This is a genomic window from Timonella senegalensis JC301, assembly GCF_000312125.1.
Lineage (GTDB): Bacteria > Actinomycetota > Actinomycetes > Actinomycetales > Cellulomonadaceae > Timonella > Timonella senegalensis.
The window spans coordinates 611,958-634,389 of record NZ_HE978641.1 but is presented as its reverse complement, the minus strand read 5'-3'; the positions used below and the strand labels follow the sequence as shown (position 1 = coordinate 634,389).

The following is a 22,432-nucleotide window of genomic DNA, read 5'->3' as shown; positions in this document are numbered from 1 at the left end:
CGCGGTTGTGGGTTGGTGCTGGTGGGTGACCACGATCGTCGAAAATCAGTGACAAACACGAGCGAGCTCCCAGTTCAACAGAACTGGGAGCTCGCTGCGTTAGCGGAGCAGGTGGCGTCAGCCGACGCGGTACGTGAGCTCGGCAAACGGGCCGTACTGCTTGACCGATTGCAGGGTGAGTTCCTGGCGCAGGGTGCGCGGCAGGAGGGGAGCGCCGGCGGCGAGGGTCGCGGGCGCGATGGAGAGGACGATCTCGGTGAGGAGGCCTGCGTCCGTGAACTGGCCCACCAACTCGCCGCCGCCCATGACCCAGAGTTTCTTGCCTGCTGCGGCTTTTTCAAACGTGGGCATGTGGTCGGCGGGATCGCCTGAAATGAAGTGGAAGTTGCAGCCCTCGGGCGCGGCGAACTCGCGGTGCGTGAACACGTAAACGGGCATGTCACCATACGTATCGATCCACATTTGCGGATTTTCCAGGAGCTGCTGATTGTCCAGGAGCCACTGGTAGGTGGTGGCGCCCATGGCCATCGCGCCCACGGTGCTGATGAACTCGGAGTGGTCCGGGATTTCGGTGGCGTCCACCTCGAAGAGCCATTCGAGCGAGTTGTCCAGATCCGCGAGGTAGCCGTTCACGGTGCTTGCGGTGAAGTAGATGACGTCCATGCTTTAAGCCTAGGGCGGTGTGGGGGAAGGCGCTGGGTTTGGGGTATCCACCCCCACCTGCATCGAACGGATGATTATCAATCCGTTCGGCACCCAACGGATGAATATCCATCCGTTCGATGGGCAATAGGGGCAAGATTGGCAAGAGGGGCAAGATCGCGGGCACACCAGACAGGAGGCCACGCAGAGTGAAGATCGTTATCGCGCCCGACTCGTTCAAGGAGTCGCTCACCGCCGAGCAGGCCGCACATGCCATGGCCGCCGGGGTTCGCCGCGTGCTGCCCGACGCCGAGATCGCGCTCGTCCCCATGGCCGACGGCGGCGAGGGCACCGCCGCCACAATCGCCCGCGCACAGGGCGGGCGGATGGTCCGCGTGCCCGTCCGTGATGCCCTCGGGCGACCCTCTCAGGCAGAGTTTGCGCTGGTGAGAGGCCTCGCGATCATCGAGGTGGCGACCGCTGTGGGGCTCGCGCAGCTCGCTCCTGAGGATCGGTTGCCGCTGCGCGCGACCACCGTGGGCGTGGCCGACCTGGTCCTCGCCGCCCTCGACCACGGCGCTACGCGCCTGCTCATTGGGCTCGGCGGAACTGCTACGAATGACGGCGGCGCGGGTCTGTTGGCCGGCCTCGGCGCGCGCCTCGCGTTTGATCCGGACCCCACAAACCAACTGATTTTCGACGATCGTGCCCCCACTCCCGAACACCTTTCCCGCGTGGTGGGGGTGGAGTTGGGTGGGCTTGACTCTCGGTTAGGTTCTGTGGAGATGGAGCTCGCCTGCGACGTGACCAACGTACTCCTCGGCCCAGAAGGAGCGAGCAGAGTGTTTGGTCCACAGAAGGGTGCGAGCCCCGTGGTTGTCGAGGTCTTGGAAGCCGCGATGGGACATTGGGCGGACGTGCTTGAGGCCGGCGCGCATGTGAGAGTCCGAGACATTCCGGGCGCCGGGGCAGCGGGAGGGCTGGGTGCTGCCTTCTTTGCGCTGGGCGCTGTGCGTCGCGCTGGAGTGGAGATTGTGGCCGAAGAAGTTGGGCTTGCGGCGGCGCTCGCCGGTGCGGATCTGGTGCTTACTGGGGAAGGGTCGATCGACTCGCAGACGCTGGGCGGAAAAACTCCTCACGGAGTAGCGCAGCTGGCGAAGGTGCAGGTCCCCGCTGTTCGAGTGTGTGCGTTCGGCGGCCGAGTGGAGTTGGGGCCCAAGGAGGGCGGGGCTGTGGGTCTCGATCAAGTTGTCTGCATCACGCCCTCGGGCATGCCGCTCGCCCAGGCCCTGGAGCGCGCCGCGGAGAACCTGACCGAAGCTGTGGCAACCACCCTCGCCAGCGCTGTGGCAACCACCCTCACCCAGTAACGAGAGTGGGCTCAGGCATACTCTCGTGCATTGTGGGCTCGGTACTACTTCTTCTGGGCCTTCTGTGTGCCCTACGCCTGTACCTTCCCCCAAGGTTTGGAGAACCTCACGGAAGCGGTGTTCGGAGCGCTCATTCCATGATGCGTGTACCCATAGTTCACCAAATGCGATGTGCCTCACTAAGTGACTAGGGTCTTACCGTTTTGTGCTTACCAAGTGGAAAGATTGTGTTGTTTGGTTTCTTGGGTGTGCATCGTAACGCGCGGATCCATACCCCAAAGCGCCAAACTCTACGTTGACATCTACTTAGAAGGAGAATCATGGCTCGGTCCCCCCGCCAAGTCGACTCGCAAGGAGTGAAGGTTGCGGCAGCAATCGCTTCTGCGGCATTGATTGGTTCAGCATTAGCATTCCCCTCGGTAGCAACTGCGGCTACTCCGGCGGTGGAGATGCTCAACCCGGTACAAACACTCGCTGGTGATTTCGCGGTCCTTTCGTACGGCGACCTGAACCTTGGTAACGCCGAAATCGAGGGCGCAGCGGCAACCCTTGGCAACTTGACCTTCTTGAGGGGTTATCCAGTTATCCACGACTCGGGACTTACCCCTAATGACTATGCATTGCCCGTCATTGATGGTGACCCAACTCGACTGTTCATTGGCGGACAGTTCAACGTGGAAGGATCTGCAGGAGTCTCGGAGCTGAGTTCCCGAGGAATGATCAGGGACGACCAGGCAGGGTTGGCCAAATTCGCCACCCTGGAGAACCTGGCTGTGGGCGATCGCGGCAACGGTGGAATCTGGCTGAGTGCTGCTGGCACGACTTCCGGAACTGAACCTGCACTGCATATTCCTGAAGCCATTGAGCAGTCAAAGGATTCGCTCCTGCTTAAGAGTCCGGCGGCCCGTTATTTTGCAAAGGACCTTGCTGCAGCTCAACAGATCAGCACCGACCTAGCGGCGACTCTCTTGGCAGAGTTTGGCGGGTCGGCTGATGACCCAGAAGCTCTAGCTGTGGAAGTGGCTCTCACAGCAGGAAGTCACGGAGGTGCACGCAACCTCGCTCTTGTGAGTGGCAAGACCAACGTGCTCAACTTTGACGAGGTGGATGCCAACTTCGAGATTATACTGCCGGAAGCGCAGCCATCCGCAGACACAGTGCTCGTAATCAACGTAGAGGTTAAGGACGGCGAGACTGTCCGTCTGCCAAGGTTCGCTGCCGCGAACAATACCAACAACGCCAACCCAAACACTGTTGCACCTTACGTGGTGTACAACGTGACAATGGCTGACGATGCTACCGGCACAATTGTCGGTGACAAGATCTCTGGTTCTATTCTTGCACCTCGTGGTCACTTGGTTTTGAACGCTAACAGTCCAATTGAGGGCCAAATCATTGCCAACGACCTCAGTACCGCTGGCGGTGAGATCCACTACTACAGCTTCTTTGGCAAGGTTCCAAGCACCTCTAAGGAGCCGACTGTTGGCCCGACGGAGCCGACTGTTGACCCGACGGAGCCGACTGTTGACCCGACGGAGCCGACTGTTGACCCGACGGAGCCGACTGTTGACCCGACGGAGCCGACTGTTGACCCGACGGAGCCGACTGTTGACCCGACAGAGCCGACTGTTGACCCGACGGAGCCGACTGTTGACCCGACGGAGCCGACTGTTGACCCGACGGAGCCGACTGTTGACCCGACGGAGCCGACTGTTGACCCGACGGAGCCTGAGGGCGAAACCAACCCGGAAAGCGGTGAGCAAGAGGAGGAATCTCTTGCGCAGACCGGCGTTAACCCAGCGCTCTGGATCGGTGCTTCTGCTGCACTCATCGCGGCAGGTGGAGCACTCGTTCGCGTACGCGCACGCCGCAGCTGACTAATTTACGTCTCTGCGCCCCACTCGCATGTTGCGGGTGGGGCGCAGAGACGTTTTAGTTTCCAGGCGAGCCACCCACCCCACCCCTGTAACGAGAGTGGGCTCAGGCATACTCTCCCCGTCGAGAGTGGGCTCAGGAATGCTCTCGTTCAAGACGGGAGGGGCTGGGAGGTGGTGCGGGGCTAGGAGGTGGTGCGGGGCTGGGAGGTGGGCATGATCGTCGTGAATCAGGTTGTGGCACCCACAGGGTGCCTCCAGCTCACTTGATCCAGCAACGCAAAAACGAACCCGCCATTTTTGTTCAATTTCAGCCGGCACGTGGCGGAAATTGAACAAAAATGGCGGGTTCACTTGTTGTTAGAGGGTCGTAGCCCTAGCGGGCTCGCTCCACTACTTCTTCTGGACCTTCTGGGTGCCCTGCGTCGGTCCCTTGCCACCAGGCTTCCGGAAGTGCGGCAACCGGATGCGTGGCGCGTGCGGCTTGCGGCGTGGATGTTCTACTTCAAGGCCGTAGTACTCGCCGATGTGGTCGCGGAATGCGGCGCGTTGGGCGCGTTCGTAGGCGCGGGTTTCGCGGCCAAAGGCCGTTATCGTGGACCAGCACATGAGCAGCATGACCACGGAGAACGGCAGTGCGATGAGGATCGCGGCCGTCTTGATGGCGTTCAGGCCACCGCCCAGAAGCAGCGCGATTGCGAGCAGCGAGGACAGTACGGCGAACGACACTCGCAGCCAGCGCTTTGGCTCCACTTGGCCACCCGAAGCGATCATGGCCATCACGAGCGAGCCGGAGTCCGCCGAGGTGATGAAGAAGACCGCGATGAGGATCAGGAAGCCAACGGTCAGCACGCCACCGCCTGGGATGTGGTCGAGCATGGCAAAGAGCGATCCCTCGATGTCCACGGATCCGTCCGGTCCGATCAGGTCTGCCTTGCCGTTGAGTTGCATGTAGATGCCGGTTCCGCCGATTACGGAGAACCACAGGAACGTGAGCAGGGTGGGAACGAGCAGCACGCCGGTCACGAACTGGCGGACGGTGCGACCGCGCGAGATTCGGGCGATGAACACACCCACGAACGGTGCCCAGGACATCCACCAGCCCCAGTAGAACGTGGTCCAGCTGGCCTGCCAGAGTTCGCCTTCCTCACCTTGGAAAGCGGACACGGAGAAGCTCATGCCGATGAAGTTCTGCAGGTAGGAGCCGATGGACTGCACGAACTCGCGCAGCAGGAAGACGGATGGCCCGGCAACCAGAATGAACACCAGCACGGCAGCGGCGAGGATCAAGTTGATGTTCGAGAGGATCTTCATGCCCTTGGTCACGCCGGACACCACGGAGTAGATCACGAAGCAGGTGATGACCACGATCAGGATGACCTGCAGGCCGGTGCTTGGGGTGGCGAGGTCGATCGAATCGAGTCCCGACGAGATCTGCATGACGCCAAGTCCCAGCGAGGTTGCGACACCGAAGATGGTTCCCACCAGCGCGGTCACGTCAATGACGTCACCGAGGCGGCCCTTCACGCGGTCGCCGAACAGTGGTTCAAGTGCCCAGCGCACGGAGATTGGCCGTCCGCGGCGGTGGATTGCGTATGCCAGGGCGAGGCCGACCACCACGTAGATTGCCCAAGCGTGGACGCCCCAGTGCAGGTAGGTCTGGCGCATTGCTGCGCTGGCTAGAGCCTCGGGGGTGCCAGTGGTGCCAGGCTTAGGGTTGGCGAGGTGGCTTAGCGGCTCGGACAAGCCATAGAACACCAAACCGATGCCCATACCGGCCGCGAACAGCAGCGACAACCATGAAAGGTTCGAGAACTCGGGTTCGTCGTCGTCCTTGCCCAGCTTGATGTCACCGAACTTGGAGAATCCCACGTAGAGCGCAAACACCACAAAGCCTGCTGCGATCAGCACGTAGTACCAGCTGAACGAGTTGATGACCGTCTTCTGCAGCGAGTTGAAGAGCGCTTCGGCAGTGTCAGGCGCGATGATTGCGAACGCGGCGAAGATCGCCACGATCGCCGCCGAAGGCCAGAACACGAGCGGCGCTACGGAGCGGCCAAAGGACTTCTCGGTGGGCGCAGTGTCGCCCGTGCCGGGGCCATTGGCCCCAGTCCCGTTCGTGGTTGCCGGCGCTGCGGCGCCGCCACTGATTACCGACGATTCGGCGTGCGTCTGCTCGTCAACCTCCGCTACGAGGGTGGTGGCGGGTGCTGTTGCCCGATCCGGGGCACCCTCGTCGGGCGTAGTTGCGTAGCCCTGCGTAGAGCTGGGGCTGATAGGAGCGGCGCTAGGAGAGGGCCGATTGGCGCTGGACGCGGGCTCGACAAGAGGCTCGGGGTGTACCGGGTCTACGGATGATTGCGGGTCAACTGCGTCCCCAGTGTGAGGGGACGAGCTATCTTTCGTGGCGTCTGAGTCGTTGTGTCCGACTGGTCTGTCACTTTGCGAGTTCTTTCCTTGGGACATACCAAGACCATACGACAATGCCGCGAATGCGCAACGGCAAAACGGTCATATGCGGCGATTGTGCACGGCTGAAAGTGTAAAAACCCACGTTAAAGTATGACCCGGGTAACTATCTCGTTGGTATCTGGCCCTTCAACTGCTTGGCCGGATTGCCTACGCTTCCAGGCTCACCAAACTCCTTGAGCACTTCTCGGGCGAGGTCCGTGGAGTCCCACACGTTCCACAGCAGAACACCCACCACGGCGCGGTCCTCCAGGTAGTACACGACACCCGTCTTATTGGTCTTCCCCGGGGCCCAGTCCTCGACCATGTCGAACTGCGAACCGAGTCGCCCCACGGCCTCGTATCCCAGGTCAAAGATATCCGAGTAGAAGTACGGTGTGTGCTCGTACCGCTCGTCGGCGTGGACCATGTTGCGCCCGGCGGTCTTGCCCATCGACTGGGCGTTGTCCACGTGCTCGATCCGGCGCCGGCCTAGGATGTCGTCCGGGTAGTAGGCCACGTCGCCGGACGCGAACACGTCCGAGTCGCTCGTGCGGAGCATCGCATCCACGACCACCCCGCCCGCCTCAGTGGGTAGGCCGCCATCCAGTGCAAGCGCGTTATTGGGCGTGATGCCAAAGCCGGCCACCACCCCGTCCACGTGTACGGCAGGATGCGCGTCAAAGTAGATGTTTACCTTGTCCTTCTCTTCCTGTATTTCGCTTGCAATTCGCCCGGTTAATACTCGAACATCGTGGTCCGCAAACTTCTGAGAAATCACCCCACACAAACCGGGAGGATATACCTGGGAGCCGGGTGAATCGTCGGAAATAATGAGCGTGACCTGCGCACCCGCAAGGGCGAGCCCAGCCGCAATTTCGAGGCCAATAAATCCGCCGCCCAAAACAGCAATTGACGTGCCGGGCTGCGCTAGGGCGCGCAGCGACTCGTAGTCGTGCTTGGTGCGGAAATAGATCACGCGATCGCTCGGCTGCGAGATTGTGCGGGGCGAGCCGCCCGTGGCGAGCAGCAACTTTTCATAGTTGATGGTGCGGCCGTCATCGGTGATCAAGGTGTGCGTGTCCGGGTTCAGGCTGGTCGCGCGCACGCCAGTCCAGATCTCCGCGTCCGTCTTTTCTGCGGTGTGGAGGTCAATATCGGCCAGGGTTTTGTCGCCCTTCCACAGGTCCTTGGTCAGCGGCGGGCGGTCGTACGGGGGGTCCGGCTCCTGGCCGATCATGAGGATCGAGCCCGCCGGGTCCCGCTCCCGAATCCCGCGCGCGGCGCTGTGAGCGGACATGCCCGCCCCCACGATCACGTACTTGTACTCGAATCCCATGGTGTTCCCCCCCGGGCTCTGGTTGGGGTGATTTGCTGTGAGTTCCACCGTATGACGCGCGTTACAGGAGTGCTCGCGCAAGCACGGAAAACGGGCAAGTTTATGGGTGAAGTATTGCGAGAATGGGCTAAATTAGGACCTTTCTCAGGGAATCCCAAGGCGCGGTAAATAAAATGGAACTAGCGCGATGGAGACACTCTCCACGCGCTTGTGCTTTGTTAGGAGGCGTCATGCAAGCGAAACTTACATACAAGAAGTTTGTACCAATTTCGATTGCGCGCGCTGCTGACGAGCGATTCTCACTCATGACTGACACCTCCCGCACGGAGGGTTTCACCGAAACGAGCGTGAGCCCTGCGGCCATCGCTCTCGGTGCACGTAGCTCGCGATCCGCACTCGACGTGCTCAGCGCAGACAGTGCGGCCGATGCAGCGAATGCCATTGTGGCCGCCCGGACGGCGACCACAATGGGCCGATTTGCAGACGGCCACCACGTGCTGGGAGTGCGAAAGCACTGATTCCCAAGAGCTTCTTGGGTAAGTGTCGGCAATAGCGGGCCTCAGCTTCGCAGTAGCCGCACCATCAACTAGCCCCGCCGAGATCCTAGTTCCAGCGGTGACATCCTAGAAGCGTTCTAGGAACTCACCGCCACAGCTAGGATCTCGGCGGGGTTTTTTGTGGCTGGGTGTGGGTTGAGGCAAAGCCTGGGCGCCGGGGTTGCCGCGGGAAAGCAGGCGGCTGAAGTTAGGCGGCTGAACTGGGCGGCAGAGTTTAAGAGACGTCCGGGCTATAGCGCTGAACTGACTCCACAAACAAGCGGGCTGGAAGCGAAAGTGCTCGGCCTCGAGCGGTAATCATGACGATGGCCCTGGTGGCGTCCCTGTTCTTGAACGGAATCAGCGTCACTGGGAGCGAATAGTTGCGGCGCGGCACGATGGCCACGCCGAGGTTTGCCGCGACCAATCCAAGCAGGGTCGAAATTTCTTGACCCTCGAACGCCACTTGGGGTGCAATTCCCCAGTGTTCCAGCAGTGAATCCACCGTGGAGCGCAAGCCCAGGCCGTGTTTCATTGCGATCAGGCTCTCGTGCGTCAGGTCCCCGCTGGTGACCTCCGTGCGCTCGGCGAGCGGGTGTCCCTCGGGTACCGCCAACACGAGTTCCTCGGTATAGATGTGCGTGGTGTTTAGCGTGAGCGAATCCGGGTTGACCGCAATGAAAGCGACGTCCACCCGGCCGGACTCAAGCGCCGAGATGCAGTCGTTGCGCGAACCCTGGACCAACCCAAAGTCCACGCCCGGCTGTTCTAAAAGGTAGTTCCTGATGGCGGCCGGGACCAGGGTCTCTCCGAGCGAGTGCTGGAATGCGATGCTCACGTGCCCGCGAAGCTCGTTCTTGAGATCGCGCAGCGTGATCTCGAGCTGCTCGAGCACCTTGGCCGCGGTTGCGCCGAGTTCGAGAGCCGCGCGCGAAGGAGTCACGGTTCGCCCGTCCCGCTGACGGAGCGTGAGCCCGGTCAGATCTTCAACCCTGGCAAGGGAACGACTCACCTGGGGTTGGGGGACACCAAGGAGTTCAGCGGTGCTTGTGACCTGACCGGTCTCGCTGAACGCGGCTAGCACTCGGAGGTGGGGAAGAAGATCGCTCAAGTCACTCATAACAAAACCGTATGAGTTTTCGTAACAAATACCTATTAGTGTTATGCGATTTCGAGGCGTAGGTTTACAGCAAACCCCCGAGAATAGCCGAAATAAGGACCTTGGACCCACGTGGCTACGCTTACTCACCCCACAGCTCACCCTTCAGCAGCCTCTGCCGCCATCCCCTGCGGTGATCCTGCCGACTGCCCTGCCCCGCAGGGCTCAGTGCCGATAATGACGGTCGCTTCGGTCGGTTCGGGCCTGCCTGCCGTGGTGGCTAGTCCCGAGGTGCCCGAGGAAACCTTAGTGCCAGCGTCATCGGCTCTGTCAGTCGACCCTGTCGTCCCCGTCCCCGGATACCGGCCCGGAACTCGCGAGTTCCGGAACCTCATGACTGCCCTGTTCTGCGCGGGCCTGGCTACCTTTGCTCAGCTCTATGCGCCCCAGGCCGTGCTCCCCGAGATCGGCGCGCACCTTGGGTTGAGTCAGGGCTCGGCGGGACTGGTGGTGTCGATGGGAACGATCGGCCTTGCCGTGGGTGTGATCCCGTGGGCTGCTGTATCCGAACGGCTCGGCCGCGTCCGCACCATGTGCATTGCGCTGATCACCGCCACGGCGCTCACTCTGGTCACTCCACTAGCGGCGAACTATGGCTGGTTGTTGGGGCTTCGATGTGCGGCGGGGTTCTCTGTTGGCGCAGTGCCTGCGCTTGCAGTTGCATACCTGAACGCCGAGGTTGCCCGGTCCTCTGCAGCCAAAGCAGCAGGCATGTTCATTGCGGGCAACTCGATCGGTGGGCTCGCCGGACGACTCATCGCTGGAATGATCGCCCCCAGTTTTGGCTGGCATCTGGCTATCCTCGCCGTATCGGTCATGGCGGCCATCGCAACCGTCGGATTCGTCGCGCTCATCCCTCCCGCTCGCCGCTCCGCAATGGAGTGCAGCGTTTCTCCCGCTCGCTCACTTCCGCGCGACTCCGCAACCCCAACCCGGCCCGGCCAGAACGCGGCGGGAGGTGCGCTGGTGGGCGAGTCAATCGTCGAGAATCAGGGCACTCAACCACGCCGGAGGCCGTACCGAACCAACCTGGGATCCGCGGCGCAGCGGCGGATCTTTGCGCAGGGATTCCTGATCATGGGCGGGTTTGTGGCCACGTACAACTACATGGGTTTCAGGCTGCAGGGCGAGCCGTTTGGGCTGCGGCCCGAGGTGACGTCGCTGATTTTCATGGCGTACATCTGCGGCACGTTCGCATCCGTGCGGGCGGCGGAACTGGTGGGTAGGCTCGGGCGGGCGAGGGTTGTGGCGGTGACGTCGGGATCGATGCTTGCGGGCATTGCGCTGACTCTGGTGTCACAACTGTGGGCGCAAATCGCGGGATTGTTGCTGGTCACGGTAGGTTTCTTTGGCGGACAGGCGGTGGCATCGGGCTGGGCGAGCGCAGGCGTGCCCGAGGCGCGCACCCAGGCCGGAGCGCTGTACACGCTGTCGTATTACGCGGGTGGCTCGCTTATGGGTTGGCTCGGCGGCGAGCTGTTTGCGGTGTGGGGATGGGCTGGGACTGTCGCGATGATCGGGTGCGCTGCTGCCGCAAGCGTGGTGCTGGCGATTGTGATGGGGACCGAGTCGGAATAACTCCACCAATCCAACTGTTCTGCAGAGCAGAAGGACGTGCTCCCGCAGCACTCACTTGGTTACACCCAGCGCTTCGCGCTCACACACTGGAGATATCGATGACTGAAGCAGCAACCTCGGCAACCCCAACCGATCAGGGCATCATCATGTACGGCGCCGACTGGTGCGGCGACTGCCGCCGCGCAAAGGCCGTGCTTGACCGCGAGGGTACCTCGTACACGTACGTCGACCTCGTAGCCACGCCAGAAGCCGCCGAACAGGCCCAGGCAATCTCCGGCCGACCAAACATTCCGGTCATCGTGTTCCCAGACGGCTCCCACATGGTCGAGCCCACCAACAAGGAACTCCTGGCCAAGCTCGCCAACTGACTTCCGCTGTCACAAAGCGCCGCCGCCCTGGTTTGGGCGGCGGCGCTTTGCTGCGCCGGGGGCGCGGTCAGTGCACCTGCCCAACGCAAACTGTCAGAAAAGTACAGCCCAAAGTCCCAGCCGCAAAAGGTAAAGAACGCTTAAGGTTTTGCTCAATGGTGTCTGAGGCGCCGGCCGGGCAAGAGGGGCAATATCCCCGCAAATCGGCAGGTCGGAAGCCTCTAAGCGTCGCCGCCCACAAGGCCTTGCGCGTCCAGTCCGCACCAGATTTAGGTCATCTACCAGCCAGCGTCGGCTACCTTGGGCTCACCCGCTTTCTGGCGCGCCCAAGCAGCCTCTAGTACGCCCAGCTTCCGCTGGGCCACCTAGTGCGCAGCCGGCTCGCCCAGGAGGATTTACATGTTGGAGCAACTCAAGGACGTCACTCTCCCACCAGCGGTGGCGGAGGCTCTGTCCAAGGCCCCGAAGATCACGATTCCTGCGACTCGTGCGGAACTGTATGAACTGTCGCTTGGCCCGAATGGTGATGACAATTTTGACGTGGTGTATCGCGTCCCGGGTGATGGAATGGTTACTGAGGCCACGGTTGTGCGCTGCAAGAACGGCATCGCGGTCAACTACCCCGAGGACTACATGCGGCGCCGCGATCCCGACTGCATGCGCATCGCGGACGACCGCCCCACGGACAAGCCTAGGTTCAAGGATGTCTATGGTTATGACTTTGCGTCGGTAAAGCAGGAAACGCTTAACTGGTTGGCGGAGCAGGAGCTCATCGTGGTTCCGTTCAAGGCCGGCGGCCTGACGTACGGCTCGCCTTCCCTAGCCATCGTCCCTGCCAACACTGCCTTCTTTGCCACCGCGCTCGTGGACCTCCAAGGGTGGGTCACGTTCGATGAGATCGGGCCGTTTGAGCCTCGCTCGATCCTGTACGCTGCACCGCCGTTCCGTCACACGCACTTCAAGGGCCGCCAAGTTGTGGTTCACGACCGCACCGAGTCCCTGCACGAGATCTTTGCGTACAACCTGTATCCCGGCCCATCGGCCAAGAAGGGCGTGTTCTCCGCGCTGCTTGACATCGGCGAGACCGAGGGCTGGATCACCGCCCACGCTAGTTCGGTGCGCGTGACAACGCCGTACGACAACGAGACCGTCATCATGCATGAGGGCGCTTCGGGCGGTGGCAAGTCGGAGATGTGCCAGGATATTCGCCGCCAGGATGACGGACGCATCCTTCTCGGAACGAATGTGGTCACAAACGAGCCGTACTTCATCAACTTGAATGAATCGTCGAAACTCGCACCAGTCACGGACGACATGACCCTGTGCCACGCCTCCATCCAGAACGAATCGGGCAAACTCGTGGTTGCGGACGCCGAGGACGGCTGGTTCGTGCGCGTGGACAACATGCAGAACTACGGCGAGGACCCACACTTCGAGCGCGCGGTTATCCACCCCGAGACGCCACTGGTCTTTTTCAACATCGACGGAACCCCAAATGCCACGGCCCTGCCGTGGGAGCACACTCTGGACTCCAACGGGAAGCCCTGCCCGAACCCTCGCGTGGTCATCCCGCGCAGCATGATTCAGGACGTCATCTCGGAACCCACCGAGGTGGATATCCGCACGTTCGGCGTGCGCCAGCCGGCGTGCACCCGTAACGGGTCGAGCTACGGAATCATGGGCATGATGCACGTGGTCCCGCCGGCTCTGGCGTGGCTGTGGCGCCTGATCGCGCCTCGCGGCGACAAGAACCCGTCGATCGGCGAGACCAAGGATGAGAAGAAAACGATCAAGTCGGGTGGCATGGTCTCGGAGGGCGTCGGCTCGTATTGGCCGTTCTCCACGGGCACCAAGGTCGCCGCGGCGAACCTGCTCTTGGCGCAGATCGTGGCCTCTCCTCGCACCCGCTACGTGCTCACTCCAAACCAGCACATCGGCGCGTACAAGGTGGGCTTCACCGCCGAATGGCTGACGCGCGAGTACCTGGCCCGCCGCGGCGGCGGCAAGATCAAGGCCGACAACCTCACGCCAGCGCGCTGCCCGCTCATGGGGTATGCGCTCAAGGAGGTCAAGATCGACGGCCAGATGATCCGCCCAACCTTCCTCCAACCGCAAAACCAGAGCCAGGTGGGCGAGGAGGCGTACGACGCCGGCGCCAAGATCATCACAGACTTCTTCAAATCGGAGCTCAAGCAGTTCCTTACCGATGACCTCGACCCGCTGGGTCGCCAGATCATCGAGGTCTGCCTACGCGACGGCACCCTCGAGGACTACCTCGAACTCACGCCGCTGTACATCTAACGGCCCGGCCGAACACTCGGCCCTTGGCGGGGCACTCGCGCGATGGTGGTCGCGCGGGTGCCCCCGCTCTTTTGTGCCCTTCTGGCTTGTCTCTTCCAATTGATTTTCGACGATCTTCGCCCGGTTCCAGCGTCCGTTTCTTTTGCGGGGTGGTTGCGCCGCCCGTAGCGTGGAAGGGACACATTCAGGATTGGGGGAGCCGCATGTCCACCGTGGAGTATGAGCGCGATGGAAGGAACCTGACCGCGACGTTCGAACTCGTCGCAACAGTCGATGAGGCATGGCAGTTGTTTGAGAATCCGCAACTGCTTGAGCAGTGGTGGGGCCCTCCAGGGTGGCCCGCCACATTTAGCAGGTTCGAGTTCGCGCAGGGCGGTGAGGCGAGGTACCACATGACCGGTCCTGATGGGACTGAGTCACATGGGTGGTGGACCTTCGACCACATTGACTTCCCCTCGCTCACCTTTACGGACGGGTTCTCCGATTCCGAAGGTGTGCCTGACCTGACCATGCCGTACGCGCAGTGCACCGTCAGATTGGACGGCGAACCGGGTCGAGTGAGGGTGACTTTTGAGAGCGTTTACGACTCGGAGGCCGCCCTAGACCGGGTCATTGAAATGGGGTTCGAGGAAGGGTTCTCCGCCGCGGTGTCTCAGATTCCTGGAGTCTTGGCTTCAGGCGCCGCTTCTAGCGCGTGAGGTACCTGGGACTGTGGGTTCCATAAATCGCCCGCGTGTGGGTGCGTGGGGCAATGCCCCAAGGGGTATTGTGGCGGTGGTGGTGTTGATCGGATATGCCACTGCGTTGCTGGGTGCGAGCTCAGTAAGGCATTGATGACCGATCACCGTCACTCAGACTGCGGCCTCAGGAAGCGCTGAAATCTGTGGGAACCTAAACTCCGTTGCGGGGGTTTAGTGTGATGCGCTCACAGTCAGCAAATATGCTTTCCGATGTTGACGTCAAGGCAAAGAAAACTGCAGCAGAGCCTTTTAGTCGAAGGGTGGCTGCGTCCTTCATGGCCGGTAATGAGCAGAGCTAGCGCGTCCGACCGCGGAATAACCCGCGAGGTCAAGGAGCTTTGCTCGCGTGACCGCAACGACCTACCCCCAGGTAGTTGCGGTCACGCTAGTACTCCACGGTGGCTCCTCATCTCGGTGAGGGGCCTTCTTTGTTTTATGTGTCGAACGAATCAAAAGCTAACTGATGCGGGACTCGAAGTGGCGTAATTTTGGCGAATTTTGATGCATTGTTTCGCGGCTGAAGTAAATGCTTGGTTAAGATTTCTTTTCTCAGACTAGACCTCGGTCCCCCTGTGCGGGGCAATGCGGTATCTTGAAGAGTTCAGAAGATGCGCTTAGCTCCTGTCCGCCACCCAAGAATGTCTCCCCGTGTCCCTTTATCGTTCAATCGTGCAACACTCACCAGGTCCCCGAACTGAGTGGGTTATTCCGCCGCGCACTGACACTGTGGCACAAATCGTTCAGGCACTTGAACGCAGTGGGCTAGTTCTGGTCACCGGGCCGTGGGGCGCAGGGAAGACCGGCTACATCAGCGCAGCGTTTGCGGAACTGACCGCGCAGAACAGTCATCGCGTGATTGTGCCCGTAAAGCCCTCGAGCCAGATTCACGAGGTCGAGGCGATCCTTGCCGCCGACTCAGCGGGTGCTCCGCCTGTGGTGTGGCTCGAGAAGCCACACAGGCTCTCACGCGAGATGCTCCTCGTCGTTGCAGATGCAGTGCGCAATGAACAGATCGTGCTGCTGGTTGAGACCCACCTCGCCCGCTCGCTGCCCCGGGAACTTGTGACCCTCGCCGTGGAAGTGAGGCCACGAAGCATTTCCATCGCCCCACTGCGTCCCGAGGAAGCCCAGGAACTGATCAGCGCCTACCTCGGTGGCCCGATGGTGGGGGAGCACAGTTACATCATTTGGTACATGACCGCCGGATTGCCGGGACTGCTTCAGGAACTCGTCCCCAGCCTCCTCGCCGAGGGAGTCCTGCGTAGGGGCAAGTACGCCTGGTACAGCATTGAGGAGTTCGCAACCTCCAAGGAACTAGATGCGCTAGGGCAGCACCAGTTCAACCAACTCTCCCCGGTGCAGCAATCGTTCCTCGAATACTTGAGCATCGCCGGATCGCTGCAACGCTCGCTCGTGGCGCCTTACCTCCCCGACTCAGAGGTCGAGGAGTTGGCTGCCTGTGGAATGATCGTCGAACACGTGCTGCCCCACGGTGCAGTGGCGCTCAGGATGGCCTCGGTGCTCGTGGCAAATGCAATCGACGACCTCATTCCTCCGGGACGCAGGCAGACGATCTTTGAGTCCCTACCTCAACCCACCGCCGCGCAACAGGACTACATCGGAATACTTGCGTGGACCCATGCGGCCGTCAGTGTTGGACACGAACTGTCTCTGCAGGAGATATCTCTTGCGTGCGAGGCAGGGTTCATGCGCCACGACTGGAAGGCCGTGGAGAAGCTGGTCGACCTCGTCGTGCCAGTCGACGCCTCACGCGCCCAGATCATTGACATGCTTTCCGCTAAGAGCCTGGAGGAACGCAAGGTCTATCTCCTTCTGCTCTGCCAGCGAGGGCTCTCCTTCATCTTCCAGTCCCGACACAGCCGGGCGCTGGAAGAAGTGGCTCTCGCCTGGGAGCTCATTGCGCTTGATCCCGACAACCTGTACTCCGTACGGCTTCACCCCATCACGATTGAACTGTGGGTCCACAAGGCGTTTGGACACATGGATAAGGCGCGGGCACTCGTTGAGCGCGAGAGTGCTATTGCCCGAGAGCACAACGACCCCATCAGCGTTGAGGCCTACGAGATCCAGGCGATGGTCCTGTACGACCCGGAGCGGGAACAGGGGCCGTCACTTGAAGAGCTAGTGCGTGTCATCGACGCGCATCACTCAAAGAGCGGCTTCGGACTTACTTTGGTGCCCCATGCACTCTTTACCCTCGCAGCCGAGGGCAGGTTCGAGGAGGCCATCGCGCTCGCCGACGCAGCGCTGGACCGACGAGACCTCAGAGTGTCCGCCGCTACCCAGCACTCTTTCCCGTTTGCCTTTGCGGAGGTCGTGTCCGCGAGGTTCTACATCCTCATGCTGTGTGGGAAGTCCGCCGAGGCGTTCACAATCGGGGACATGCAACTTGCCATCGACCTTATCGATTCAGGGGTCATGCAGTCGGGAATCGGTGTGGGCTATGCCGGGATGGGAATGTGGGAGGTTGCCACAACGCAGTTCCGCGGCGCGCTCGAACGCTTCGAGCGAGTCGACCCATCAGGCAAGTCAAAGCCCACGCTCGCATCCTACATACAGGCGCTCGCGGTCCAAGGGCTGAATGCTGAGGCTGCGGAGGCGATCAAGGACTACGACGCAGCCCCGTACAACGGCACCGCCAACATGCGTTCGGAGCCCGACTTCCGCGTGCTGACTGCACGCTTTGCGTTGGCGGCTCCAGACTTCGACGCGAGGCTACACGCATACATCGAGCGCGCCGCCGAAGCGAACGAATGGTTTGCCCTTCTCCGCGGATGTCACCTCGCCATCGTGGCCTACCCATCCCGGGGCCTGCAGTATCTCGAGCGGCTCAAGTTTGCGGCGAAGCACGTGGACGACTTTGTTTCCGACGTTTACCTGCGGGACGCCGCCGCCATCCTGTCCAAGAACCAGGCCGAACTTACGGCCTCCCGTGCGCTTCTCACGAACCTGGGCGCGTGGATTCCTGCCGCGCGGACCTCGCTCGCTCTGACTAAGCGCCAGCGTGAGATCGCGGAACTGGTGACACGTGGGCTGACCAACCGTGAGATCGCCCAGAGGCTGACCCTTTCGGTGAGGACCGTGGACGCTCACGTGTCGTCTATCCTCATGCGAACCGGAGCATCTGACAGGCGAGAGTTGGCGAGTTTCCTCTCTGCGCTCTTGTAGTTCGCTGTTGGAGTTCCACCTGGGAAGCCCCGTGCCTAATTGGTGGCTCAGTAGGTCTCCGAAAATGGTGGGAAAGACAGAGCGGGGGCGGAACTTCTAGAGTTCCGCCCCGCTCGTGTGGGATAGGCCCCGCCAAGTGCCTACTCCACTCCAGTACGCGTCACGCTACGCGATGGCGCACCAGGTATGCGCCTCCAGCAAGGAGGCCCAGCGCGGCGATGCCTGGGACCACGAGCTCGAGTCCTGTGGAAGCAAGTTCGTCTGACTTCTCGTTGTCAGCGACTACCTCGTCAGAAAGCTCGCCGGAAGACTGGCCGTCGGTGGATTCGCCGTCCGTGGTGCCATCTGTCTCGCCGTCAGAACCACCGTCCGAGGTGCCGTCGTCTGTGGTCTCGCCATCAGTGGTCCCACCGTCGGTAGTTCCATCGACGCCACCCTCGGTACCCGAGTCCTTGACGAGCTCGAACGAGGAGCCCTTGAACGAGATGCACTGATCCTTGGCCTCAGGCGCGACCTGTAGGTGCCCGCCGCAGCTCCGGCTGGAAGGGAAAGGGTCGACGTGCCATCAGCACATGTGATGGTGGTGCTGAAGCCGCTAGGGCCGGTCACCGTGGCATCAAACGTTCCGGTGTGGGTGGACGTGAAGGTGACCGTGGTGCCGGCGGGGCCCGCGAGTGCGATCGCGGACGGAACCAGAAGCGTGAGGGCCGCGGCGCCGGTGGCGATGCGCTTGCGGGCGGTGGCTGCTTCACCGCGTAAGCGGTGAGAACCACCCATGCCTACCTGAAATCCTCGGGACGGATCGTTGCGGATTGCCCGATTTTCTTGATTTCTGGCGCTTTTCAGGAAATGCAGGGAGTCTATACTGGGCTAACCTGCCCATCCCATGGCGGCACCGTGCCCGAGGGGGTGGACGGCCCCTAGCCCCCGATGTGGTCAGAACTCTTCGAGTTCCTCAATCTCGGCCAGGGCGGGCGCGAGCAGGATGGATCGCAGGATCAGCTTCCGGCTCCGGCGCAGGCGCTCGGCATAGTGGGGTTCGGAGTACGTGGAGGTCACGCCCTCGTACATTGCCCAGCTCACCAGAAAGTCGCCGGGTTCCACATCCTCGTGGACTCGGCCGGCCGCTTTGCCGTACCGGATGGGGCCTTCGAGCGCTCGCTCGAGCCCCGCAGTGAGTGATTCGAGGCGCTCGCGGTAAGTGTCTCCCGTGGCCAACACGAGTCGAGTCAGGCCGGGGGTGAGTTGCTGTTGCCGCAGGGTCTGGAGCAGAATCCGTTCGGCCTCGCGCGGATCGCCGGGGGTGGACAGAGCGGCCTGCTGGAACGACTCAAGCCTGAGTTCGAACAGCGCCACCACCAGTGCGATCCGGTCAGGGAAGTGGCGATACAGCGTTCCGCGGCCGACGCCGGCTAGGTCTGCCACGAGTTGCAGCGGCGCGTTGGGGCCGTGCTCAGAAAACACGCTCTCGGCTGCCTCGATGAGGCGCTTGCGATTTTCGGTGGCGTCGGAGCGTTGGACCATGGCTCCAGTGTAGAGCGGGATGCGTGGTGTGCCAGGAACACCGATGGCCGCCCAACCAAAGTCATCCACGATGTTCAGCCTGCTCGACGCACCCCGGCTCATCGCCGCCCCAGCTCAGCAAGCCTCAGTACAGGACCGCCCTTGTTCGGTACGCCCCGGCTCAACGCACCCCTTGCCCAGCGCTAACTTTGTCCTCTTCCACTCCCTGCCCAAAGATGCTTAACTATTAATCGGACATTGTTGTCCGTTTAATCAAGCTGGCACACAACTCGGAGCGCTACATCGCTCGCACGAACCAAGAAGCAGAGCACTAGCACCAGCAATTCCGAAGCACCAGCACCAGCAACACCCAAAGAACAGAGCACCAGCAGCAACTCAGCACAAACCCAGCACCACACCGCCATTCGCACTCGGGACAAGGGAGTATCCATGGAAGCGCAAGTTTTTGACGTGGTGGTCATCGGCTCAGGGGCAGCCGCCCTCACCGCCGCAGTGACCGCAGCAGACGCAGGCAAGAAGGTTCTGGTGGCGGAGTCCACCGAACTGTTTGGCGGTTCCACCGCGATGTCGGGTGGCGGCGCCTGGATCCCCAACAATCACCTGATGAAGGCTGGTGGCACCCCGGACTCGTTCGAGGATGCCCGTACATACATGGACCGGGTTATCGCGGATGTCGGCCCGGCCAGCTCCAAGGAACGCCGTGACGCCTTTGTGCGTTCGGGACCGGAGATGGTCCGTTTCCTCGAGGCCTGCGGGTTTGAATGGATCTATGGCGTTGGGTACGCCGACTATCACCCCGAGGAGCCGGGCGGCAGCGTGCGCGGACGCGGCATCGAGGGCAAGATGTTCAACTTCAAAACCCTGGACCCGGAGCTCCGTAAGCAGATCCGTCCCGGCGTGCCAATCCCCATGTACACGTTCGAGGTGGGCACGTTTATGCGCGCCTTCCGCTCGATGAAGGGTCTGGGCAAGGCTGCGCAGATCATTGGGCTGCGCGCACTCGGTGGTCGGGTGGCGGGCAAGCACTGGTACACCAACGGCCAGTCGATGATTGGTCAGCTCCTGCACCTCGCGTCCAAGCGAGGCGTCACGCTGTGGACGCAGTCGGCGCTGATTGACCTGGTCACGGAGGACGGCGACGTCACCGGGGCGGTCCTCGACCGCGCCGGCGTGCAGACCACCGTTATGGCCACGAACGGCGTGATCATTGGGGCCGGCGGGTTCGCCCACAACCAGGAAATGCGGGAGAAGTACCTGCCGCAGCCCACCAATGAGCAGTGGTCATCGGCCAACCCGGGTGACCAGGGTCTGCCCATCAAGGTGGCTATGGAGGCGGGAGCGTCCATCGCGATCATGGAGGAGGCTTGGTGGGGTCCGAGCTCGTTCGACCCGGCCACCGGCAAACCGTCATTCCTGGTGTCCGAGCGCTCGTTCCCCCACTCGATGATCGTGGACCAGGCGGGCAAGCGCTTCATGAACGAGTCAGCCTCGTACGTGGACTGCGTCCACTGGCAGTACGCCCACAACGAGTCGGTCCCGGCGGTGCCCGCTTGGATGATCATGGAGTCGCGCCACCGGAACTCGTATCCGTTCGGGTTTGCAATGCCGCGCCAGACCCCCAAGAAGATGTTCGAGTCCGGCTTCTTCTACAAGGGCGACACCCTCGAGGAGCTCGCACGCAAGATCGGCGTGGACGCGCAGGGCCTCGTCGCCGAGGCTGCCAAGTTCTCCGGCTACGCCGCCACCGGAAAGGACCTGGACTTTGGCCGTGGCGACTCTGCCTACGACCACGTGTATGGCGATCCACGCGTGAAACCAAACCCAAACCTGGGCGCGATCGAGCGCGGACCGTTCTACGCCACCCGCATCTACCCCGGTGACCTCGGCACCAAGGGCGGAATTCTCACCGACGAGCACTCACGCGCCCTGCGCGAGGATGGCACCGTCATCAAGGGCCTGTACGCCGCCGGCAACTCGTCGGCGTCCGTCATGGGCAACCGGTACCCCGGTCCTGGTTCCACCATCGGGCCGGCCATGACGTTCGGCTATATCGCTGCACGTCACGCCGTAGGCGTGAACTGATTCCCGACGATCTTGGCTGGCTGGCGGAGTGAACCTCACGAGCCAGCCAGGATCGTCGATAATCCGGTGCGCAGGTTGGGCCGCAGGGCCCAACTTGGCCACGGACGGTGCTACTGCGCCTTCACAATATTGACCATCCACCCCACGCCGAACTTGTCCGTGAACATGCCGAACTTGTCTCCCCACGGGGCCTCGACGAGCGGCTGGACAATTGTGCCGCCAGCCGAGAGAGCCTCGTAGTAGCCGGAGAGGGTGGCATCGTCGTCGCCGGAGAGGGACATTGAAAAGCCCTCGTGCCCCTTGGCGCTTTCGCGCATGTAGCTGGGGGTGTCGGCGGCCATGATGATCGCACCGTCGGCGGTATTGAGTTGGCCATGCATCACCAGGTTGGCGTCGTCGGGACTGTCGGAGCCTTGGAACTCGGCAAACGTGCTGATGTTGAGCTCGCCGCCAAGCACAGACTGGTAGAACTCGAGCGCGGAACGGGCCGTGTCGAGGTAGTTGATGTATGCGTTGAGATTGGTTGCCATGATGTGCCTTCCGCATGAGTGGGCTGGGCTGTAGCCACCCCTCGATTCTCACGCCAACGGCCTGCGCCCGCATGGTGGAACACGTTGACGCTTTCCACCTGCGGTGGCGCACAAAGGCACGCACACTGGAACGTATGACGTCGATAGTTGCGCTCACAGACATCCGCAAGGAGTTCAAGGGAACCCACGGAACCACAGTCAAGGCGGTGGACGGAATCGACCTGTCGATCGAGCGCGGGGAGATCGTGGCGCTGCTCGGCCCCAACGGGGCTGGGAAGACCACCACGATCGACATCATCCTCGGACTGACCTCACCCACGAGTGGATCGGTCAAGGTGGGTGGCAAGCACCCGCGCAGGGCGGTTGAAGCAGGCGAGGTTTCCGCCGTGCTCCAAACCGGCGGACTGCTGCGGGACCTGACCGTCAAGGAAACGCTCACGGCCATTGCGGCGCTGCACGGCAAGCCTGAACGGGTGTCCAAAATCGTGGAGAAAACGGGACTTGAGCAACTACTGGACCGCAAGGTGTCCAAGTGCTCGGGTGGCGAACAGCAGCGGCTCAAGTTCGCGCTGGCGCTGCTGCCCGACCCGCAGCTCCTGATCCTCGACGAGCCCACCGCCGGCATGGACGTCACCGCGCGCCGCGACTTCTGGGCCACCATGCGCGCGGACGCCGACTCGGGGCGCACAATCATCTTTGCCACGCACTACCTGGAGGAAGCCGAGCAGTTCTCGCAGCGCACGGTGCTGGTC

The 22,432-nt window shown here is 61.9% G+C and carries 17 protein-coding genes; 11 read left to right on the top strand and 6 right to left on the bottom strand.

The annotated features are described in order from the left end of the window. Positions 1-117: 117 nt before the first annotated feature. Entirely contained in the window at positions 118-663 is a 546-nt protein-coding gene (locus HGSM_RS02715; protein WP_019147202.1) for a dihydrofolate reductase family protein, read from the bottom strand. 188 nt (positions 664-851) lie between these two features. Here HGSM_RS02715 and HGSM_RS02710 point away from each other — a divergent pair, with 188 nt between their 5' ends. After that, positions 852-2,012: a glycerate kinase gene (locus tag HGSM_RS02710; protein WP_019147201.1), complete on the top strand. Its 1,161-nt coding sequence runs from the start codon at positions 852-854 to the stop codon at positions 2,010-2,012. Between the two features lie 320 nt (positions 2,013-2,332). Continuing rightward, the gene (locus HGSM_RS14980; RefSeq protein WP_019147200.1) at positions 2,333-3,889 is read left to right on the top strand and encodes a collagen-binding domain-containing protein; all 1,557 of its coding nucleotides are present in this window, start codon (positions 2,333-2,335) and stop codon (positions 3,887-3,889) included. 390 nt (positions 3,890-4,279) lie between these two features. On the opposite strand, the gene HGSM_RS02700 is transcribed toward HGSM_RS14980, so the two are convergent. Further along, a complete protein-coding gene (locus HGSM_RS02700; protein ID WP_019147199.1) occupies positions 4,280-6,352 on the bottom strand; it encodes a BCCT family transporter in 2,073 nt (690 codons plus the stop codon). Positions 6,353-6,461: 109 nt separating this feature from the next. Next, positions 6,462-7,673, bottom strand: a complete 1,212-nt coding sequence (locus tag HGSM_RS02695; protein ID WP_019147198.1) for an NAD(P)/FAD-dependent oxidoreductase — start codon at positions 7,671-7,673, stop codon at positions 6,462-6,464. 230 nt (positions 7,674-7,903) lie between these two features. Between HGSM_RS02695 and HGSM_RS02690 the strand changes: the two genes are divergently transcribed. Continuing rightward, complete coding sequence (locus HGSM_RS02690) at positions 7,904-8,191, top strand: hypothetical protein (protein ID WP_019147197.1); 288 nt, start codon at positions 7,904-7,906, stop codon at positions 8,189-8,191. 253 nt (positions 8,192-8,444) lie between these two features. On the opposite strand, the gene HGSM_RS02685 is transcribed toward HGSM_RS02690, so the two are convergent. Continuing rightward, positions 8,445-9,329: a LysR family transcriptional regulator gene (locus HGSM_RS02685; RefSeq protein ID WP_081581274.1), complete on the bottom strand. Its 885-nt coding sequence runs from the start codon at positions 9,327-9,329 to the stop codon at positions 8,445-8,447. Positions 9,330-9,440: 111 nt separating this feature from the next. On the opposite strand from HGSM_RS02685, the gene HGSM_RS02680 reads away from it, so the two are divergent. The 6 genes from HGSM_RS02680 to HGSM_RS14910 all read left to right on the top strand — a co-directional run bounded on the left by HGSM_RS02680 (position 9,441) and on the right by HGSM_RS14910 (position 17,809). Next, positions 9,441-10,946 (top strand): MFS transporter, encoded by a 1,506-nt coding sequence (locus HGSM_RS02680; protein WP_154646218.1) that lies wholly within the window; start codon positions 9,441-9,443, stop codon positions 10,944-10,946. Between the two features lie 98 nt (positions 10,947-11,044). Beyond that, positions 11,045-11,314, top strand: a complete 270-nt coding sequence (locus HGSM_RS02675) for a glutaredoxin family protein (RefSeq protein WP_019147194.1) — start codon at positions 11,045-11,047, stop codon at positions 11,312-11,314. Between the two features lie 399 nt (positions 11,315-11,713). Beyond that, positions 11,714-13,615, top strand: a complete 1,902-nt coding sequence (locus HGSM_RS02670; RefSeq protein WP_019147193.1) for a DUF4914 family protein — start codon at positions 11,714-11,716, stop codon at positions 13,613-13,615. Between the two features lie 203 nt (positions 13,616-13,818). Beyond that, positions 13,819-14,313: an SRPBCC family protein gene (locus HGSM_RS02665; RefSeq protein WP_019147192.1), complete on the top strand. Its 495-nt coding sequence runs from the start codon at positions 13,819-13,821 to the stop codon at positions 14,311-14,313. 768 nt (positions 14,314-15,081) lie between these two features. Then, positions 15,082-17,544 (top strand): helix-turn-helix domain-containing protein, encoded by a 2,463-nt coding sequence (locus HGSM_RS02660; RefSeq protein ID WP_019147191.1) that lies wholly within the window; start codon positions 15,082-15,084, stop codon positions 17,542-17,544. Between the two features lie 136 nt (positions 17,545-17,680). Next, positions 17,681-17,809: a hypothetical protein gene (locus HGSM_RS14910; RefSeq protein ID WP_268257790.1), complete on the top strand. Its 129-nt coding sequence runs from the start codon at positions 17,681-17,683 to the stop codon at positions 17,807-17,809. A gap of 671 nt (positions 17,810-18,480) precedes the next feature. On the opposite strand, the gene HGSM_RS02650 is transcribed toward HGSM_RS14910, so the two are convergent. Next, entirely contained in the window at positions 18,481-19,170 is a 690-nt protein-coding gene (locus HGSM_RS02650; protein ID WP_019147189.1) for a TetR/AcrR family transcriptional regulator, read from the bottom strand. Positions 19,171-19,497: 327 nt separating this feature from the next. Between HGSM_RS02650 and HGSM_RS02645 the strand changes: the two genes are divergently transcribed. Beyond that, positions 19,498-21,150: an FAD-binding protein gene (locus HGSM_RS02645; RefSeq protein ID WP_019147188.1), complete on the top strand. Its 1,653-nt coding sequence runs from the start codon at positions 19,498-19,500 to the stop codon at positions 21,148-21,150. 110 nt (positions 21,151-21,260) lie between these two features. Here the strand turns inward: HGSM_RS02645 and HGSM_RS02640 are convergent, their stop codons facing one another. Further along, positions 21,261-21,680: a VOC family protein gene (locus HGSM_RS02640; RefSeq protein ID WP_019147187.1), complete on the bottom strand. Its 420-nt coding sequence runs from the start codon at positions 21,678-21,680 to the stop codon at positions 21,261-21,263. Positions 21,681-21,814: 134 nt separating this feature from the next. Between HGSM_RS02640 and HGSM_RS02635 the strand changes: the two genes are divergently transcribed. After that, positions 21,815-22,432: ABC transporter ATP-binding protein (locus HGSM_RS02635; RefSeq protein ID WP_019147186.1), on the top strand; the 618-nt coding region annotated here is incomplete at its 3' end.

Bases quoted from the DNA above. Each gene is read 5' to 3' on its own strand.
- HGSM_RS02715 (WP_019147202.1), bottom strand. From the start codon at position 663: ATGGACGTCATCTACTTCACCGCAAGCACCGTGAACGGCTACCTCGCG.
- HGSM_RS14980 (WP_019147200.1), top strand. From the start codon at position 2,333: ATGGCTCGGTCCCCCCGCCAAGTCGACTCGCAAGGAGTGAAGGTTGCG.
- HGSM_RS02700 (WP_019147199.1), bottom strand. From the start codon at position 6,352: ATGTCCCAAGGAAAGAACTCGCAAAGTGACAGACCAGTCGGACACAAC.
- HGSM_RS02695 (WP_019147198.1), bottom strand. From the start codon at position 7,673: ATGGGATTCGAGTACAAGTACGTGATCGTGGGGGCGGGCATGTCCGCT.
- HGSM_RS02690 (WP_019147197.1), top strand. From the start codon at position 7,904: ATGCAAGCGAAACTTACATACAAGAAGTTTGTACCAATTTCGATTGCG.
- HGSM_RS02685 (WP_081581274.1), bottom strand. From the start codon at position 9,329: ATGAGTGACTTGAGCGATCTTCTTCCCCACCTCCGAGTGCTAGCCGCG.
- HGSM_RS02675 (WP_019147194.1), top strand. From the start codon at position 11,045: ATGACTGAAGCAGCAACCTCGGCAACCCCAACCGATCAGGGCATCATC.
- HGSM_RS02670 (WP_019147193.1), top strand. From the start codon at position 11,714: ATGTTGGAGCAACTCAAGGACGTCACTCTCCCACCAGCGGTGGCGGAG.
- HGSM_RS02665 (WP_019147192.1), top strand. From the start codon at position 13,819: ATGTCCACCGTGGAGTATGAGCGCGATGGAAGGAACCTGACCGCGACG.
- HGSM_RS02650 (WP_019147189.1), bottom strand. From the start codon at position 19,170: ATGAGCCGGGGTGCGTCGAGCAGGCTGAACATCGTGGATGACTTTGGT.
- HGSM_RS02645 (WP_019147188.1), top strand. From the start codon at position 19,498: ATGGAAGCGCAAGTTTTTGACGTGGTGGTCATCGGCTCAGGGGCAGCC.
- HGSM_RS02640 (WP_019147187.1), bottom strand. From the start codon at position 21,680: ATGGCAACCAATCTCAACGCATACATCAACTACCTCGACACGGCCCGT.